General features: G+C 44.4%; 15 protein-coding genes, 1 tRNA gene and 1 pseudogene. 9 read left to right on the top strand and 8 right to left on the bottom strand.

Features of this window, described 5'->3' with window-relative positions:
- Nucleotides 1–174 precede the first annotated feature (174 nt).
- Nucleotides 175–1,707 carry a SagB/ThcOx family dehydrogenase gene (locus PUQ00_RS23245; protein WP_300421310.1) on the top strand — a complete coding sequence of 511 codons (1,533 nt, stop codon included), beginning with the start codon at nt 175–177 and terminating at the stop codon, nt 1,705–1,707.
- A 90-nt stretch (nt 1,708–1,797) separates the two neighbouring features.
- On the opposite strand, the gene PUQ00_RS23240 is transcribed toward PUQ00_RS23245, so the two are convergent.
- Nucleotides 1,798–2,706, bottom strand: a complete 909-nt coding sequence (locus PUQ00_RS23240) for a rhodanese-related sulfurtransferase (protein WP_300421303.1) — start codon at nt 2,704–2,706, stop codon at nt 1,798–1,800.
- 72 nt (nt 2,707–2,778) lie between these two features.
- Here PUQ00_RS23240 and PUQ00_RS23235 point away from each other — a divergent pair.
- A tRNA-Ala gene (locus tag PUQ00_RS23235) sits at nt 2,779–2,851 on the top strand.
- Between the two features lie 170 nt (nt 2,852–3,021).
- On the opposite strand, the gene PUQ00_RS23230 is transcribed toward PUQ00_RS23235, so the two are convergent.
- The 5 genes from PUQ00_RS23230 to PUQ00_RS23210 all read right to left on the bottom strand — a co-directional run bounded on the left by PUQ00_RS23230 (nt 3,022) and on the right by PUQ00_RS23210 (nt 8,318).
- Nucleotides 3,022–4,368, bottom strand: coding sequence for an LLM class flavin-dependent oxidoreductase (locus PUQ00_RS23230; protein WP_300421300.1), 1,347 nt, complete (start codon nt 4,366–4,368; stop codon nt 3,022–3,024).
- Between the two features lie 372 nt (nt 4,369–4,740).
- Nucleotides 4,741–5,841, bottom strand: a complete 1,101-nt coding sequence (locus PUQ00_RS23225; protein ID WP_300421298.1) for an aliphatic sulfonate ABC transporter substrate-binding protein — start codon at nt 5,839–5,841, stop codon at nt 4,741–4,743.
- A 347-nt stretch (nt 5,842–6,188) separates the two neighbouring features.
- Nucleotides 6,189–6,890 carry a TauD/TfdA family dioxygenase gene (locus PUQ00_RS23220; RefSeq protein ID WP_300421295.1) on the bottom strand — a complete coding sequence of 234 codons (702 nt, stop codon included), beginning with the start codon at nt 6,888–6,890 and terminating at the stop codon, nt 6,189–6,191.
- A 106-nt stretch (nt 6,891–6,996) separates the two neighbouring features.
- Nucleotides 6,997–7,212: a hypothetical protein gene (locus tag PUQ00_RS23215; RefSeq protein ID WP_300421292.1), complete on the bottom strand. Its 216-nt coding sequence runs from the start codon at nt 7,210–7,212 to the stop codon at nt 6,997–6,999.
- A gap of 41 nt (nt 7,213–7,253) precedes the next feature.
- Nucleotides 7,254–8,318 carry a TauD/TfdA family dioxygenase gene (locus PUQ00_RS23210; RefSeq protein ID WP_300421289.1) on the bottom strand — a complete coding sequence of 355 codons (1,065 nt, stop codon included), beginning with the start codon at nt 8,316–8,318 and terminating at the stop codon, nt 7,254–7,256.
- 346 nt (nt 8,319–8,664) lie between these two features.
- Here PUQ00_RS23210 and PUQ00_RS23205 point away from each other — a divergent pair, with 346 nt between their 5' ends.
- The 4 genes from PUQ00_RS23205 (at nt 8,665) to PUQ00_RS23190 (ending at nt 11,950) form a co-directional block, all read left to right on the top strand.
- Nucleotides 8,665–8,859 (top strand): hypothetical protein, encoded by a 195-nt coding sequence (locus PUQ00_RS23205; RefSeq protein WP_300421286.1) that lies wholly within the window; start codon nt 8,665–8,667, stop codon nt 8,857–8,859.
- Nucleotides 8,838–9,938 (top strand): galactose-1-phosphate uridylyltransferase, encoded by a 1,101-nt coding sequence (gene galT / locus PUQ00_RS23200; RefSeq protein ID WP_300421284.1) that lies wholly within the window; start codon nt 8,838–8,840, stop codon nt 9,936–9,938. Before PUQ00_RS23205 ends, galT begins: the two co-directional genes overlap by 22 nt.
- Nucleotides 9,939–10,269: 331 nt before the next feature.
- The gene (locus PUQ00_RS23195) at nt 10,270–10,752 is read left to right on the top strand and encodes a hypothetical protein (RefSeq protein WP_300421281.1); all 483 of its coding nucleotides are present in this window, start codon (nt 10,270–10,272) and stop codon (nt 10,750–10,752) included.
- 376 nt (nt 10,753–11,128) lie between these two features.
- Entirely contained in the window at nt 11,129–11,950 is an 822-nt protein-coding gene (locus tag PUQ00_RS23190) for an NADPH-dependent oxidoreductase (protein WP_300421278.1), read from the top strand.
- Between the two features lie 328 nt (nt 11,951–12,278).
- Here the strand turns inward: PUQ00_RS23190 and PUQ00_RS23185 are convergent, their stop codons facing one another.
- A complete protein-coding gene (locus PUQ00_RS23185; RefSeq protein ID WP_300421276.1) occupies nt 12,279–13,274 on the bottom strand; it encodes a hypothetical protein in 996 nt (331 codons plus the stop codon).
- A gap of 678 nt (nt 13,275–13,952) precedes the next feature.
- On the opposite strand from PUQ00_RS23185, the gene PUQ00_RS23180 reads away from it, so the two are divergent.
- A complete protein-coding gene (locus PUQ00_RS23180; protein WP_300421273.1) occupies nt 13,953–14,306 on the top strand; it encodes a DUF5335 family protein in 354 nt (117 codons plus the stop codon).
- Nucleotides 14,307–14,386: 80 nt separating this feature from the next.
- Nucleotides 14,387–14,840: pseudogene (locus tag PUQ00_RS32915) on the top strand (SDR family NAD(P)-dependent oxidoreductase).
- A 374-nt stretch (nt 14,841–15,214) separates the two neighbouring features.
- Here the strand turns inward: PUQ00_RS32915 and PUQ00_RS23170 are convergent.
- Nucleotides 15,215–16,114 (bottom strand): aliphatic sulfonate ABC transporter substrate-binding protein, encoded by a 900-nt coding sequence (locus PUQ00_RS23170; protein ID WP_300421268.1) that lies wholly within the window; start codon nt 16,112–16,114, stop codon nt 15,215–15,217.
- A gap of 437 nt (nt 16,115–16,551) precedes the next feature.
- Between PUQ00_RS23170 and PUQ00_RS23165 the strand changes: the two genes are divergently transcribed.
- On the top strand, nt 16,552–16,803 hold the full coding sequence (locus PUQ00_RS23165; protein WP_300421266.1) for a hypothetical protein: 252 nt from the start codon (nt 16,552–16,554) through the stop codon (nt 16,801–16,803).
- Nucleotides 16,804–17,020 lie beyond the last annotated feature (217 nt).

The raw sequence follows: 17,020 nt of genomic DNA, 5'->3' as shown, positions 1-17,020 counted from the left end.
GCCCAATGCCCAATGCCCAATGCCCAATGCCCAATGCCCAATGCCCAATGCCCCAATACAGTTGTTACCAATTACCACTTTGTGACTCTGAGGATTGTACCAATTAACACGAAATAATCAGGCTAATGAATGCCAAGATCAAAAAAAGGATGCCCCAAGGATATTAAAAGTACTATGCCAGAATTACACCAATCAATTGCCGAGCATTATCACGAACGGACTAAATACAACCCTGAGACTCTCGCCTCCAAAAGTCAAAGGTTAGACTGGGCTAAACAGCCAGTGCCCTTTAAAGAGTACAAAATTGGCTCTACCTTTGATCTCAAACCCTATATCGAAGAAAAAGCAGAGGGATTTGCTAATAATCCAGATGCTCAATGGTGGCAAAGACTCTCAAGACTGTTGTTTCGCAGCTATGGATTGACGGCGAAAATGCCTTCTATGGGTAGTGCGGGGTATTTACGGGCTGCTCCCAGTGCCGGCGGACTATACCCTGCTGAAGTCTATGTAGTTTCCCGTGGTACGTCGTTATTGCCACCTGGTCTGTATAACTACCAGTGTCTGACTCATTCTCTGATGCATTATTGGGAAAGTGATGTTTGGCAAACTCTCCAAGCAGCTTGCTTCTGGCATCCTTCCCTAGAAAATACCCAACTGGCAATTATTGTCACTGCGGTTTTCTATCGTTCTGCGTGGCGCTACGAAGATCGGGCTTACCGCCGGATTTTTCTAGATACGGGACACCTGTTAGGCAATATCGAATTGGCTGCTGCGATTACTGACTATCGCCCCCATTTAATTGGCGGTTTTGTGGATGAATCGGTAAACAATCTGCTTTATATCGATCCGCAACAAGAAGGTGCGATCGCAGTCTTACCTCTGGCAGACTTGTTAGATGTGAATCAAAATTTGCCATTGGGATGTACTACTTTACCTTCCGCCACCGAAACCAGTTATCCCCAAATCCCCGATGGTGAATTGCTGACATATTTCCATCAATACACCCAGATCCAATCAGGTATAAGTGGCAATCTCAATTTACCAACTATCAAACAAGAAAAATCTTTGGAGGATAAATATAACTTTCCTTTCTGTTTGAAAATTCCCACCATCACTGCCCCTATAGACTGGGGACAAAACCTGTCAGAACTGGAAATTACTATGTACAAGCGACGCTCTACCCGCGCTTACAATGGTGATGAGTTAACTTTCGATGAATTGAAAAATTTACTTGATTTCACTTACCAACCGCAAAATTACATCGATCAAAGTTTAGATATTTCTCCAGACTACTTTGATCTGAATTTAATCGAAACATTCATTGCTGTTTCCGGAGTCCAAGGATTGGAGGCGGGTTGTTACTATTACGCGCCCAAAGCCCAAGAATTACGCCAAATTCGGTTTAAAAATTTCCGGCGAGAGTTACATTTTCTCTGTTTAGGACAAGAATTAGGACGGGATGCAGCAGCAGTGTTGTTTCATACAGCCGATCTGAAAGCTGCGATCGCTCAGTATGGCGATCGCGTTTACCGTTACTTACATATGGATGCTGGGCATTTGGGACAACGCCTGAATTTAGCGGCAATCCACCTGAATGTAGGCGTCAGTGGTATCGGTGGATTCTTTGATGACCAAGTAAATGAAGTTTTGGGTATTCCTGCCGATGAAGCTGTTCTATATATCACTACACTTGGACGCCCAAGATAAAACTAGGACTTACGCATTGACAGAAAATACAAAATATGTATTTTGGAAAAGACTAGATCTGTCGTAGGGGTAAAGCGCGGAGCTATTTATTCACATCCGATTTTTGTTAGCAACTTGGGTTTGGTAGTGACGCCATTTTTCCTGCTGACGCGCTCTTTTCTCCTCGGTAAGGCTATCAAAACAATAGGGACAGGAGATACCTTGTTCATACTTTGGAGACAGCTTATCTTCTTCAGAAATTGGATGTCCACAACAGAAACACCGCTCACAACTTCCTTGCTCTAACCCATGACTGACAGTTACCCGCTCATCAAAGACAAAACATTCGCCTTCCCATAAACTTTCCTGTGCTGGAACTTCCTGCAAATACTTGAGAATGCCACCTTTGAGATGATAGACTTCTGCAAAGCCTTGGGCAAGCATGAAGGATGAGGCTTTTTCACAGCGAATGCCGCCTGTGCAAAACAGAGCAACCTTTTTGTGTTTAGTTGGGTCGAGATGGTGGCGAACATAATCGGGAAATTCACGGAATGAGCCAGTTTGGGGATTTTCTGCTCCTTGGAAAGTACCTATATTCACCTCATAATCATTGCGGGTGTCAATCACAGTTACTTCTGGATCACAAATCAAATCATTCCATTCCTGGGGATTGACATAAGTGCCAACTTGCTGATTCGGGTCAATTTCAGGCAACCCCAAAGTAACAATTTCTGGCTTCAACCGCACCTTCATCCGTTCAAAGGGCGGGGTTTCGGTATAGGATTCTTTGGATTCTATATCTGCTAAACGGGGGTCAGAACGCAGAAAGCAGAGAACAGAGTCAATCGCCTGACGCGAACCTGCAATTGTACCGTTAATCCCTTCTTGTGCCAGCAAAATTGTCCCCTTGACATCTTGCGCTTGGCAGTAAGACAGTAAACGAGCTCGTTTCTCAGTAAAATCTGGCAGCTTGACAAATTTATACAGTGCTGCGACAACCTGGATATTTTCTGGCTTCATCCCTTTGGTAATGGAACAATATTAAGTTACAATCACAACGGCAACTAAAGTTACCTACTATTTTAATTTTAGGGGGGTTTAGCTCAGTTGGTAGAGCGCCTGCTTTGCAAGCAGGATGTCAGCGGTTCGAGTCCGCTAACCTCCATTTAAAAATATTACGAGAATCGTAACAACGGATAAACTCGTTTAATTGTATTTACTACTTCTACATCCTTTGTTATGTTTGGTTGCATATATTCCCGAAGGTGGAATCTATAACTTTTTCTTCAATTTGAGTCATTGTTTTTCTCTCTGATATTTTGCGAATGGCCGCATCTAGCCTACAGGCACGGTTGTAGTCTCAAAGAAGCGGTTAGCGGGGCGCGCCAGTCCCAGATTTTCGCGCAGCGTCTTACCCTCATAGTCCTGGCGAAAGATTGCACGCTGTTGAAGTTCTGGCACAACCTTGTCCACGAAATCATTCAGCCCTTCAGGAACAAAAGGGAACATAACGTTGAAGCCGTCAGACCCTTCCTCTGTGAGCCATTGCTCCATCTCATCGGCGATCGTTTGGGGTGTGCCGACGAAGGCCAGCCCGCCGTAACTGCCGATGCGTTGAGCTAGCTGTCGAATTGTCAGGTTCTCGCGTTGCGCCAGCGCTATCACTCGTTCTCGTGAAGATTGGCTGGTATTAGTCTGCGGGATTTCCGGCAAGCGATCGTCGGGATCAAAGCCCGAAACGTCATAGCCAAGTGCGCTATTGAGGCTAGCTATCCCACTGTCATAATGTACTAGGCTGTCCAAATGACAACGCTTGGCACGCGCCGCTTCGACGGTTTCACCCACGATGACTAAAGCACCTGGAAGAATTTTGATGCTTTCTGGGTCACGTCCAATCGCCCGCGCCCGACCCTTAATGTCGGCAAAGAATGCCTTGCCTACTTCCAAGTTGGTAGATGATCCAAACACGACCTCGGCGGTTGCGGCAGCCAGCTGACGACCGGCTTCGGAGGCTCCTGCCTGGACGATCACCGGCCAACCCTGGACAGGTCTGGCGATGTTCAATGGCCCCCGCACCGAAAGATGTTTTCCCTGATGACCTAAAACGTGAATTTTTGCGGGATCGAAATAAATCCCTGATTCCACATCCCGGATGAACGCATCGTCAGCGAAGGAATCCCAAAGACCCGTGACGACATCATAGAATTCCCTAGCTCGCGCGTAGCGTTCGTCATGCTCTACCTCCTTTTCTAAGCCAAAGTTGAGTGCTGCGTCGGGATTGGCTGTGGTGACGATGTTCCAGCCAGCGCGACCGCCACTGATATGGTCGAGAGACGCGAAGCGGCGAGCGATGTGGTAAGGCTCGTCATAGGTTGTGGAAGCGGTGGCTATCAGCCCGATGTGTTCGGTGACGCTAGCAAGGGCAGAAAGCAAGGTGAAAGGCTCGAAGGAGGTGGCAGTATGGCTGCGCTTTAGCGCATTCAGAGGCATATTTAGCACTGCTAAGTGATCAGCCATGAAGAATACGTCGAACTTGCCTTGCTCTAGTTTCTGGATGAGTTGTTTCAGCGCTGGGAAGTTGAAATTGGCATCAGGCAAAGCCCCAGGATAGCGCCAAGCGCCTGTATGTATGCTTACCGGGCGCATGAACGCGCCCAGTTTCAATTGTTTTGATCCGCTCATTAGCCCTCCATATACATGGTCTGAAACCCGCCGCTCTCCCTTGCAACCTCAATCTCTCAGATGCAGAATGAAGCAAATTGATGATCAATTTGAATAAGGAATTACCCCTATTTTGTCACTTTGGAAAAACAATAATCGAAGCAAGATTTTGAAACCTTGATTTAGTCAAGCTTTGAGCCTTTCTTTTCTAAGAATAACTGGAATTTATCACTCCAAACTGGAGATTTTTGTTTGAGGAATTTCAGGGCGCGATGCCTATGGCGGGCTACGCCAACCTGATTAGTGTCATCAAAATGCCGATTGTCGCCGTTATAGGGATTTCATTGATTAATTTTAGTGTCTGTTTTTGTCGCAAGCTTGCTTCCCAAAAGATTAAGCCTTATTTCTAACGGCATCCGGTGTAATCGCTGCATACTGCTGGGTAGTTAGGGTTGCTCCTTTAACATCCACTTGTTTTGGCACAACTTTCAGTTCATACAGAAGATCCGCAACCTTTTGTTGAGCGCTAATTACTTCCTCGGTAATTGGTTTCATGTCATATTTTCTTCTCGCCAGCGTCAATTCCATAGTATCCACATCAGTCTTGACCTTCGGTGCGAGAATTTCAGCAGCAGCGCGCCTGTTTTTGTTTGCCCACTGCCCAACTTGGTAGTACTCTGACAAAATTGCTTTCAAGAGTTCAGCATTATTAGTTACAAAATCTCGTGAAGCGAGGTAATAACTTCCTGGCGTTTTAATTCCTTGCGCGTTTCGTAAGACCCGGATACTGCCTTCTTTTTGGAGCTTGATTAGATAAGGATCGCCTTCTACAAAGGCATCAACCGTCTTGTTCAAAAACGCTGCTCGTCCATCTGCAACGGTCAGATTCACTGATTCAATATCACTGATTTTCAGCCCTGCCTCTTCCAACGCCTTCACCACAAAAAAGGTTTGAGCCGTCCCTCTAGAATAAGCAACTTTTTTACCTTTAACACCTGCCAATGTTTGGATTGGAGAATCCTTAAGCACAATAATCGCTGAACCTTCTCCAGTCCCTGGCGGAATATTAACTACATAAATCAGATCAGTACCAGCTGCCTGAGCAAAAATGGGTGGGGTTTCGCCAGTAGGTCCTAGATCAATGCTACCCACATTTAAGGCTTCTAATAGAGGTGGCCCAGACACAAATTGAGACCAAGTAACACCTATCCCTTGAGGAGCCAAACGTTTTTCGATCACGCCTTTTTCATGGGTCAGATCCCCAGAAACTTGGTAGCCAAGTCGAACAAGCTTGGTAGGACTCTTCTCCTTAGTATTACTGGTAGTAGTAGCGTTATTGCCCAAGCTAACGCTGCTGTTGTTAGCATTACTATTGTTTGTGCTGCCATTGTTGATACCACAACTGACCAAGGTAGTAAAAGATGCTAACCCGTAGAAAGCGTAAAGCAAATCACGTCTGGATATAGAGTATTTTCCAATTTGCGGTCTTACCATAACTAACTGTCCACCTCATCTTGATGTTGATACCATTGAGCAAAATCTCTGCAAGATAATCCAACTGATCAAAAGCTTCTATCCTTGCTAAAAATGCTAGTAGTCTGGCAAGTCAAGTCGCTTTGCTCCAATTCAAAAAAGGTCAAAAATGCTGGTCGTGTTGGCCAGATATTGAGGCTCTTGGAGTAAAAGAGTTTAATGGTTACTTCTTCACTCCAAGAGCTTGCAATACGCTTTCCTTGCCTTAGTAGACCACTAGCTTTTCCCCTCTGCTCTCTAAAGTGGAGAAGGAAAGGGGAGTAAAGTTTTGTATCTGAAATAATTTACAATCTTTAGCTAGCTGAACTTTAGAAAGGACGGCTTCCTCGGATGCTAACCCGCTTCAAAATCCGGGTTGCGTTGGCATTAAATTCAGGGCGATAGTGAGCCGTTGCCTGGTTGTCCCAATAAAGCAGGTCGCCCTTGCTCCAGTGGTGTTGATAAACAAAGTGGGGTTGCTTAATGTGTTCTCGCAACCGCTCGATTAGCTTTGCCCCTTCCACTAGATCGTAATCAACAATATCTACCTCGCTAGCTGCATTTAGGAAGAGAACTTTCTTGCCAGTATCTGGGTGGCTGCGAACTAGAGGATGGGTAGCAACTCGTTCGTCCGGTTTAACAGAACGACCGGCTGCATAAGCAGGCTCAGGATACTCATCCCGATACTTGCCATAGAAATTAAAATGCCGCACCTGCAAGCCAGTAATCTGCTGCTTGGTAAGATCATCTAGCTCTTCGTAAGCCTGAATCAAATTCACCCAATAGGTATCAGGGCCATTCTCAGGCAGTTCTACCCCATATAAAAAGGAACCGCTAGATGGTGTAGGCAACCAGTCGTGATCGATATGGGGTAAAAGTTCACGATAGTTGGGTGCAACATTGACGGAACTTTCTTCGGAAGCAGCATTCGCTAGGGTGAGTACGAGGGGTGGTAGATAAGGCTCTGTTTCCCCTTTCTTGATATAAGCAGGCTGTTGGAGAATGTCGCCAAAGTAATTGGCAAAGTCCAATAGACTTATCCGGAAATGAGAACTTTATTTGGCTGAAACCTAGCTCTGGAGAGGGTTTTAGAGGTTCCTGTTTTATATAAGCTAAAAAGCCAGCTATGTAAGGGTTTCAGCTATTTTGAGGTTTATTTGTGGATAAGTCTAATAATTGGTCATCAGTCAATTGTTGATTTTTGAAGATGAGGATGTGGTAATCGCGCCACGCCTGCTTGAGTTGCAGGATCACTTCTGGTTGTGCCACAACACTGGCATCAACACCAGTAACTACTGCTCCTAAAGAGGCTTTGGTGGGCGTAATCTCAAACCGTGTTGCAGTAAATGTCATAAAAATTTCTCCTTGTACTTTGTAGTTTTTAGCTTTGTAGTTTACGAAAGCACTGGTTGTGCTTCCTCTTTCTCAGCTTTCTGCTTGAAGACGTTTGGGACATCTGCGCTGAACACCTCACCTTGAACTACTTGGGAGCGGAAACCATCAACCCCAACTGGAATATCGCCAGTGATGGTGGTGCGATAGAGGAGACGTTCGACATCTAAATGATCCAAATCTTGAGGAGCCAAATGCACAGTGGCGCGGTTGTCCCAGAAGGCGATATCACCGTTGTTCCAACGGAAACGGGTGGTGTAGGCAGGTTTGGTGATTTGGTTGAAGAATAACTCAAGCAGCAGCTTGCTCTCTTCTGGTGACACATCAAGAATGTGCGAGACGAAGCCTGGGTTAACGAACAATGCACGCTCGCCAGTCTCAGGATGAACCCTGACTACCGGGTGGATGGAAACCAGGGGATTGACAGCAATGCGCTCGGTAAACTTGCTGTTGTGGGGCTGATACCCGCCCCCATTAAAGCGATGTTCAGCTTTCAATGTATCTGCTAGGGCCCGCACTTTTGCTGAGAGTCCCTCATAAGCGGCAACAAGATTACTCCAGTGGGTGTCACCACCGAAGCTGGGGACATTAACCGCGCGTAGAATTGACGCTGCTGGCGGGTTAATCGCTGCTGTTACATCTGTGTGCCAGGGGCCTCCACTGCGAAAACCGTATTGCTTTTCATAGAGACTACGATCAACAGGTTTGATCTGTGGGAATCCCGCGACTGGTTCAGGCTCTCCAAGGGGATGTGCGAAAGTCACTTCGCCAAAACGAGATGTGAACGCAACCTGGGCAGCATGATCAATATTCTGACCACGAAAGAACACGACTTTCCACTTCAATAGTGCTTGACGAATTTCTTTAACTTGATCATCATTCAGAGGATCAGAAAGGTCTACGCCACTGATTTCGGCACCAATGAAACCAGCTACCTGTTTGACTTCGATATGTTTGTAGCCCATATAAATTCTCCAGAGTTTGATCTCTAAGGGGGTGTGACACTCGTCCGTTTCTTTTGGAATTTTGCTATCAACTGCAAGCAATATTTCAAAGGAAGCGGTCATCACTGATAGTATCATACAGTAAGCCGATAGATTTACCGTAGTATTTAATTGCTATCTATATTTTTAGACTGCCGGAATAACGGGAAGTGGTGTTGCATAATACAAAGATGAATTTAGGTTATGTACTATGCAATATTTTTACTGTAATCATATTGAAGTAAACAAGAATGGTAAGCGCCAAAATAAGCTGTGGGCACATTTGTGTAAACTGCGACGTGCGTTCCGCCCCGCTTCTCTACGAGACGCTAGGCGAACGCTAAGGCCAATTCATCGATGTCTCTAATCCGCCAAAAGGATAGATCAAGTTTGGGGATATGAAAACTGCTCGAATATCTCCGACTTAGAAATGAAATACGCTGCTCTGCTCGAAACAGCTAATAACATTAAGCTATTTAGCGGATTCTGTTACATACAATTCACAGATACCTTCCCAGAAGCTAACGGTTTATTATATGGCGATCGCACGCCGAAATTTACCATTGAGACAATCCGGGCTGCAACCCTCTCAGGACAAGGATTATGTACTCTCACAAGCTGTTAAAGCCAGACGGACGCAAACTAAAGTTATACAGCCGCTACCCAATTACTAGTCAGTTAGAAGCCACTAGCCCTAGCAACGAGCCAGTGCAAGCTAATCCCCATCTGCGCTGGCATCCCTTGCGTGGCGAATGGGTAGCTTATGCTAGTCACCGTCAAGGGCGGACATTTATGCCGCCTCCAGAGTATAACCCCGTGGCACCTACAAGTAACCCTGAGTTTCCTACGGAACTACCCCAAGGTAAGTATGATGTAGCAGTGTTTGATAACCGCTTTCCCTCAATGATTGCTACAGCCAACAATCCACCTGATACTATCGTAGAAACGTTACCAGCTAATGGAGCTTGTGAGGTAGTAGTTTTTACTCAAGATGCCCACGCCTCCCTGAGTTCCTTAGAGTTGGAACATCTAGATTTGCTGTTGGAAGTGTGGGGCGATCGCGTTTGCGAACTCGGACTAAATCCCCAAATTCAGTACGTGCTGCCCTTTGAAAATAAAGGTGTAGAGGTGGGTGTAACATTGCACCATCCCCACGGGCAAATTTACGCCTATCCTTTTATACCGCCTGTTCCGGCGCGGATGCTGTCAATGCAGCAGGAGTTTTATGAAAAACATCGGCGGGGTTTACTGCAAGACTTGATTCAGAAGGAAATTGCAGACAATCAACGGATTATTTACCAAGATGAGTATGCGATCGCATTTGTCCCAGTATGCGCTCGTTACCCCTATGAAGTCTGGATTGCACCAAAAGAGCCAGTTAGGACTTTTATGGATCTTACCCCAGAACAACGTTGGGGACTTGCCAAAGCTTTAAAAACTGTCACTCTTAAGTATGATGGCTTGTGGAATCGCCCGTTTCCTTACTTGATGGCTTGGTTTGGCGCACCAACTGACGGTTTAGCGCATCCAGAAGCGCATTTACATGCCGAGTTTTATCCACCATATCGGACAAGCGAAAGGCTGAAGTATCTGGCAGGAACCGAACTCGCAGCAGGGATGTTTGCCAATGATGCTTTACCAGAGGAGAAAGCGAAGGAGCTACAAGCTGTGATGGTGAATATTGAAGAGCCGATTTCGGCGTAATCGGGTATTTCTTGTTTTGAAACTACAGCTTAGATCCTGAAAACCTCTTCTCCTACCCAACACCCAGCAGCAAAATCAAATACTAAGACATTAAATGCTATATCTTCGGTTTCCCCTTGTTTTTTGCTACCAAAACTCACATAACCCGTAAAGCAAAATTAATAATCATCTCATTTTGACTTGACGCAATTATGACAAACTTATAACAAAAGTATGACCAGAAATTTTTACTGAACAGCCTGTTTAAATCAGGAAATGAAAGAAACTTATCCAGATGAATATTGGTCATAAAATTCTGACAATCAAGACTCGTAAATGAGGAATTTATTATATGAATCGGCTTTTTTCTCACAGCTTACTGAGGTTAACAGGTGTATCCTTTTTACTTTGTTCGTCTCAATTGGCAATGGCGCTTGTACCCAATAACGTTGCGATTATCGTCAATAGTGGCTCTACAAATACGATTGGATACCGTATTTACGTATCACCATCGGGAGAAGTTAATTATGTTGATGGCAAAGGATCTAATCAAGGTAAATTGTCCGAAAAATTAACGAAAAACTTTTTCCGTGACCTAAAAGTTGCTGAACCTTTATCTAACTTGCCAGGTAAACAAAGTTGCGTCAAATCTGTTTCTTTTGGTACAATTACTACCATTAGATTCGCTGGTGAGGACTCGCAAGACATTAGCTGTCCTGGCAATAATGCTAAAGCTCAACGCTTGGATAATGATGTTATTGCAATTGCCAAAGCTTTAAACGTAGTTAATGTTCCTAGGAGCCAAGGAAAACCACTGCCACCCCAGAACTTTTAGTCGATTCACCGATTTGACTGTTTTTAGCTGGGGTTAGAGAGCCTGTACAAGATAAAGCTGCTCTGGTACCGCCCTGAATATGGGATGGGTGTCTCCTCATCCGTCCCACAAGAAAATTTGGGATGTTTTTTTATTTATCATTCCCTTAGCTCGACTTGATCCATTTTTTGGCAACGCTCAAGCTGACGCTGAAACCTTTGTGGGACGGGAGCTTTACTTTTTCGATTTTACCGAGAATCAGTGGCAGGGAAAAAGTTTTGGCCAAAAAGCTAGGGTTTTTGCAGTATCAAGAGACCCAAGCTCTTAATTTTGGATTAAGTCGAGCTTAGTAGCAAAACAACTGACAATTTTTGAAATGTAAATCTTAAAATTAATTATGACTAATCCTACAGAACTACTGCGATCGCGCTACGGTGAAATCCCCTTCAATCCCGAAATTGAATGGAATGATTCGTTGACAGCACTACTCTCTCACCGTTCAATCCGGTCTTATTTAGCTGATCCTCTACCACCGGGAACTCTGGAGTTACTAATTGCAGCCGCCCAATCTGCATCTACTTCCTCTAATTTGCAAACCTGGAGTGTGGTGGCAGTCGAAGATCCACAGCGCAAAGAGGAATTATCCAAATTAGCGGGAAACCAAGCACATATAAAGCAAGTGCCTTTATTCTTGGTTTGGTTAGCAGACTTGGCACGTCTAAGCTACGTTGCTGACAGTCGCGACATATCTCATGATGCGCTGGAATACTTAGAAATGTTTGTGATGGCAACAATCGATGCAACTTTGGCGGCGCAAAACGCAGCAGTCGCAGCTGAGTCACTCGGTTTGGGAACAGTATATATCGGCGGAATCAGGAACCGCCCACAAGAGGTAGCAGAGATATTGAATTTGCCCTCCTCCGTGTATGCTGTATTTGGGCTGTGTGTAGGCTATCCGAATCCGGAAGTACAAGCAGCGATTAAACCACGTTTGCCACAATCAGCTATATTGCACCGTGAAACCTATAAATTAGCAGAGCAAGAAGAAGCGATCGCTCACTATAACAACATCATTAAAGAATTCTATACTGAACAAAAGATGAATATTCCTGGTGATTGGTCAGAACACTCAGCCCAACGGATCGCAACTGTAGAGTCTTTGAGAGGACGCGATCGCTTACGTGAAGTTCTGAATAACCTCGGTTTCAAATTGCTGTAAAGCGCAACGAGCGTCACCCGTTCGCCTTGGTCTCCGACAGGAGAAGGGCGGATAGCGTAGCCTCAACTCTTAGAGAGGCTCCGCCAACAAGTCCGGCTACTTCTGCTCTTAAGCAAGCTACGCGCAGCGCCTCCTAGAGAGCGTCTGAATAAGCGGCGTTTTTTGCACCCCACCAAGTAGATTTGGTGGTTAACTTTCCTAGTGACAGATATAGAATCCCCCACTGATAGCGCCACGGAGAGATCATGCTGGAGCATCAAGATTGCTGAATTCTGCATTCTTCAACAGCCGCAATATTAAATACTGACTGAATTGAAAGGCGATCGCCTCACTCGTTTGATTTCCTGATTAACTCGTAGTCCCACGTATAAAAACCAATTTGATTGGGAACTCTAGAGAATCGCCCTGTGCGATAACCCCGCGATAATTCCTTCTGTACCGCGCCTTTGACCTGTTTAAGTTCATCTTCAGCAAGTTTTCCATAAAGCCCTTCAATGATTTCATTAATACTGAAAACTTTTGCAGAATTTTGTTCTAAAAAATCGGAAATGGCATCAATCAAAATTAGCTCTTCAAATGCTTCAAGCTTGGGGATTTTTTGGGGTTTTGTTTCGCTAAACGATTTGTGATTTTTGTGCTTGTTTTGCCCAAGCGAATTCTTAGTTGGATTAGAGGTAAGCAAACGTGAATCTAGAGTATAATATCCAGGCTTACCTTTAACAAATGACCATTTATTGGCTTCTCTACCTTGGGTAAGTGAAGATTGAACTCGACCTTTAACTAGTTTGAAGATATCTGGCTCTAACTCTCCATAGAGCGATCGCACGATCACGTCTATGTGAACAATTATGCCAATCTCTTCTGCCAACAGCCTTTCAATCGCTTCAGTGCGACTTAAAGATTGATACTCTGGCAACATGGGAATCTCTACGCCATATAGCGATCGCTGTTGAGTTGATGTTTCTACAAGTGGTAATATCGGCGGTTCTGCTAATTCCAGATTATCTGTAGCTGCATCAAATCCTCCAGACTCGGAATCGTCCAATTGCAAGAGTTCAAGAGGGCTAGGTTCTTCCAGTTTCAGATCAGAGTTATCAGTCAGAAATAATAACGAATTTTCTTCTTTTTCAGGGGTGAATTCTTGTTCGGCTACCTCCAAGGCAAAAGACCAGTTAGATAACAAAGCTTCTACGTGAGTGAGATTAGCTTTGGCTTGAGTATATAGTTTTTCATACTGTTCAACTTGGGGTGCGTAGTAATCTCGCAATGCTAACAGTGGTTCTAAGGCGCTTTGCGGAAGCTCTAAGGGGAAGGGACTATTCATAAAATTTAAAGTTATTTAATTTCTTACCTGTTGCATCTGATACCGCTTGGACTATCTTGAAATACTAGTACTATTTATCATGTATAAAATTAACACTTCAAATTAAGGGTTGGCATTTTCTAAACTAAACGATATTTTGCTTTGATTGTGCCTACCTGCCCAATTCCGGCGCGTACCTTGCCGCCGTAGGCATCAGTTTTACAATTATACCGATGGTATTCCAGTGTTTTAGCAAGTGTTTGAATCGCCTGTGAGTTGTATAAGTTCTACTAAACCATTCAAAAGGTAGAGGTTATATCGGGCAACTTTTGGAAACAATAAATTGACGGGCAAAGAAACCCAAGCTGAGATTCAATCGAAACTCAATTCATAAATTTAACATACTAAAGGAATTATCATCAGCACTACAATAGATAACTTCACCAAAAAACTTCATGACCATTTAGAAGCGGCTGAAGATCGGGCAAAATCCCTGAAGAAAAGCATTCAATCTGCGCCAAAAAAACTCAAGCTGAGATTCAATCGAAACTATCACTGATATAAAAAGCTCACTCTAGTTGATTATGTCGGCGATGCCTACTTTAGAGTAATCTTTTATTTAATTCCACTTTTGTTGTACTTAGTAAGTATTTCATTGCTCCGTCTGTTTTTACTAGTTTTTCACAAGGAATTAATTATATGGCGAATAAGATTGACATCAGCAAATCCGTGCCCCAAGAGCGATGGGGTGAATTTTTTGATCAGTTTTCAGATGGTAATCGTGGACGACATATTTCGATCGAAATCATCGATTCAGAACTCGGTGACGAAGAACTAATTAAGAACGCAACTTTGATGGCGATCATTTACGATCGCCCTGGCAAGGGAGATGATTTAGTGATTGAAGTGGGTGAACATGAAGTGAGCTACGCTCACACGATCGATTCACCAACTGAAGTTTTAACGGGACAGAACTCAAACGGCGAGATTATCGCGATTTGGATTACTAACGCTACCGCAAGAAAAACATTGATCAGGCTACAAGCTAGTTGATCTGGTTGAATAATCTTGAGTTCAGGTGAAACATCGGGTGCTGTTTCAGCACCCATACTAAATAACCCACAGGAATCAATATGTCTCTTATTCAAAACAAAGTGGTAATCATCACCGGAGCCAGCAGTGGGTTAGGTGAGGCGACTGCGGACTGGCTGCTAGTGGAGCCAAACTGATGCTGGCCGCCCGCCGCGAAGATCGGCTCAAAGAACTGGTTGCAGCGATCGCCAAATCAGGAGGAACTGCAACCTACCAAGTGACAGATGTGGCAAATCGCGGACAGGTGGAAGCCTTGGCGAAGAAAACTTTCAGTACTTATGGTCGTATCGATGTGCTAATTAATAATGCCGGTTTGATGCCGCTTTCTCTTCTCGACCAAGTAAAGGTAGAGGAGTGGGATCAGATGATCGATGTCAAATCAAGGGCGTCCTCTATGGGATTGCTCAAGATACAGCAGCGAGAATGAATGAATTTTATGCGATCGCCATTGATGCAGATGCTATTGCCCGTGCTATTGCCTATGCCATTGAGTAGCCCAGTGATGTTGATGTGAATGAAATGATCATCCGTCCCACACGTCAAGAACTTTAGATTTAGTAAAGTCTTAGTTGGTGAGTTGGCCACTCGAAGCCTTTTGGCAAATCAGGCGATCCACCATAATCACTTCCAGGCAAGTTAATCCCAGAGTTAGACCGGATAATTTCTATTGCAGTACGGAGAACACTACATAAATAGTCTTGGTGTTATGCGCTCGCTGTTCCCTCGAACATCTGCAAGAAGTTTGCTACGTCCATTTTTAATCAATAGACATCTCCGAAAAAGAATGTAGAGGCGCGAAATTTCGCGTCTCTACAAGGGTTCTAGATAAGGCATATTTAATTTCACCAGATGTCTAATTATTACTGCAATTAATAAGTCCAGTTTTGCTTGGTCTGCAAACTATAGGTTCCATCTTTCACATCCACCCGCTCAGGAATCAGATTTAAATCTCTAAACGTATTTGCCTGGTGCTGTAGAGCAGTCAGCGATTGGTCATCAATCGGGATGATAGCGCGTTCGCCACTATGTTTATGTAAAGTTTCTAAGATAGATGGATCAATTTCATGCTGCTCTGCCAATCGTTGAACAGCTTCTAATTCCTGTCTCTTAGCCCAAGTACCAGCTTCGTTTACCTCTTCTAAAATCACCTTGAGCAGGTCGGGATAGTCGCGTACCAGCTCTGGAATTGCGTAGTAATAGGTGGGAACTTCCACGGAGGCTTTGTCACCAAATATGTTCTCTAAGTCTGCAATTGATCGCCCTGGGTAAGCGCTTCGCGCTTGAGTTGCTGTGTAAGGAACCCAAATCACCCAAGCATCGACCTCACCCCGGTAAAATCGGGGCAGCGCCTCCGGTTGTGTCAGATAAACTGGCTCAATGTCACTAAAATCGAGTCCTACTTTTGCCAGCGATCGCACAAGCACATAATGTGCGCTTGAGCCTTTGTCAAAAGCGATCTTTTTACCTTTGAGATCGGCAAGCGTCTGAATCGGCGAATCTTCCGGTACCAGAATCGCTTGACCTTTGGGAGAGGTATATTTTTCTTTAGCTACCCGCACAAACACATGATCCGCCGCTTGAGAAAAGATGCTGGCCGTGCCGCCCCCGCCGCAGAAGTCAATCGTCCCGTTGCTGAGTGCTTCTATCAGAGAAGAGGCTGACAAAAAGCTTGACCATCTGACACTCAGCCCAAATGGTTGCAAACGTGTTTCGAGCAAGCCTTGAGCACGGAGAACTTCCAGATTTGTCATCCCTTCTGGATATCCCATTTTCAGTTGCTTGAGCCGCCGCGCTTGTTTAGCTAGGGGCGTGTTGCTAGATCGATCAGAACGGTTAAAAAACCAGCGATCCAAAACTATACAAAAAATTATGCCCCCGACAAATAGTCCCACCGTTTCTAGTAACCGAGTTGTCGAATTTTTGGGTATTTTGTAACTGATTTAGTAGAGAGGAGAGTGTATTGCCAGATTCAGAAGCGGCAACAGCATGACCGTCAAAAACTAGAGTCAAGACCAAAATCGAGATAAGTCCGAGGCAAAATCGAACTGCAAACCTGTAGGTAGCCGATCTACGAGTGGCTGATCTGAGCGACCGTAAGATGTTTTGACTTGTGCATCTAGGCACAAGGTCAATCAAACGGCTAATCATATGAAAATCCCCGATACGGCTGGAAACCACTTGACTTTAGACAGTGGAGGAAAGCCGAATGGCAGTTTTAACTGCCGTGCTTCTCCATCAAGAATATGGTTTGAATAAACAATCATTTGGAAGTGCATTTTGTGTTAATCGTTTACCTGTGTCTAAACTGTGTAAACTAATTGTTTTTCTGCTTGGATCTTTTTTTGTTGGTGATGCTTGCAATAAATGGCGACGTTATATACGAGAATACAGCCAGAATGTTAGACTTTTTGGGGCTATTTATATATTATTAGGACTTATGCAAATATTCTATATGTAGGGTGTGTATAGCTTGGGACATTTAAGAAAAGCGCAGCGTAACGCACCATCCCCACCATGAGTAGTTTTGCTGCGTAATTCATGTATCATAACTAACTAAGTTGAATCAATAAAAAGTCGAGTTACACCTGATGCGCGAAACTCCCCTTCTCATATTAATATTTCTCGATATTGTGGGGCTGATTACAAAGGTTGAGCGATCGCTAGTTTCGGTGATC

This window comes from Nostoc sp. S13, assembly GCF_029379315.1.
In the GTDB taxonomy this organism is placed as follows: Bacteria; Cyanobacteriota; Cyanobacteriia; order Cyanobacteriales; family Nostocaceae; genus Nostoc.
The sequence above is the reverse complement of the archived record's forward strand: the minus strand, read 5'-3'. Positions and strand labels throughout refer to the sequence as shown.

Excerpts from the sequence above, each read along its gene's own strand:
- PUQ00_RS23205 (WP_300421286.1), top strand. The coding sequence starts at position 8,665 with ATGAAATACGCTGCTCTGCTCGAAACAGCTAATAACATTAAGCTATTT.
- PUQ00_RS23210 (WP_300421289.1), bottom strand. The coding sequence starts at position 8,318 with ATGACCGCTTCCTTTGAAATATTGCTTGCAGTTGATAGCAAAATTCCA.
- PUQ00_RS23215 (WP_300421292.1), bottom strand. The coding sequence starts at position 7,212 with ATGACATTTACTGCAACACGGTTTGAGATTACGCCCACCAAAGCCTCT.
- PUQ00_RS23230 (WP_300421300.1), bottom strand. The coding sequence starts at position 4,368 with ATGAGCGGATCAAAACAATTGAAACTGGGCGCGTTCATGCGCCCGGTA.
- PUQ00_RS23190 (WP_300421278.1), top strand. The coding sequence starts at position 11,129 with ATGACTAATCCTACAGAACTACTGCGATCGCGCTACGGTGAAATCCCC.
- PUQ00_RS23195 (WP_300421281.1), top strand. The coding sequence starts at position 10,270 with ATGAATCGGCTTTTTTCTCACAGCTTACTGAGGTTAACAGGTGTATCC.
- PUQ00_RS23180 (WP_300421273.1), top strand. The coding sequence starts at position 13,953 with ATGGCGAATAAGATTGACATCAGCAAATCCGTGCCCCAAGAGCGATGG.
- PUQ00_RS23170 (WP_300421268.1), bottom strand. The coding sequence starts at position 16,114 with ATGGGATATCCAGAAGGGATGACAAATCTGGAAGTTCTCCGTGCTCAA.
- PUQ00_RS23165 (WP_300421266.1), top strand. The coding sequence starts at position 16,552 with ATGGCAGTTTTAACTGCCGTGCTTCTCCATCAAGAATATGGTTTGAAT.
- PUQ00_RS23225 (WP_300421298.1), bottom strand. The coding sequence starts at position 5,841 with ATGGTAAGACCGCAAATTGGAAAATACTCTATATCCAGACGTGATTTG.
- PUQ00_RS23185 (WP_300421276.1), bottom strand. The coding sequence starts at position 13,274 with ATGAATAGTCCCTTCCCCTTAGAGCTTCCGCAAAGCGCCTTAGAACCA.
- galT (WP_300421284.1), top strand. The coding sequence starts at position 8,838 with ATGTACTCTCACAAGCTGTTAAAGCCAGACGGACGCAAACTAAAGTTA.
- PUQ00_RS23245 (WP_300421310.1), top strand. The coding sequence starts at position 175 with ATGCCAGAATTACACCAATCAATTGCCGAGCATTATCACGAACGGACT.
- PUQ00_RS23240 (WP_300421303.1), bottom strand. The coding sequence starts at position 2,706 with ATGAAGCCAGAAAATATCCAGGTTGTCGCAGCACTGTATAAATTTGTC.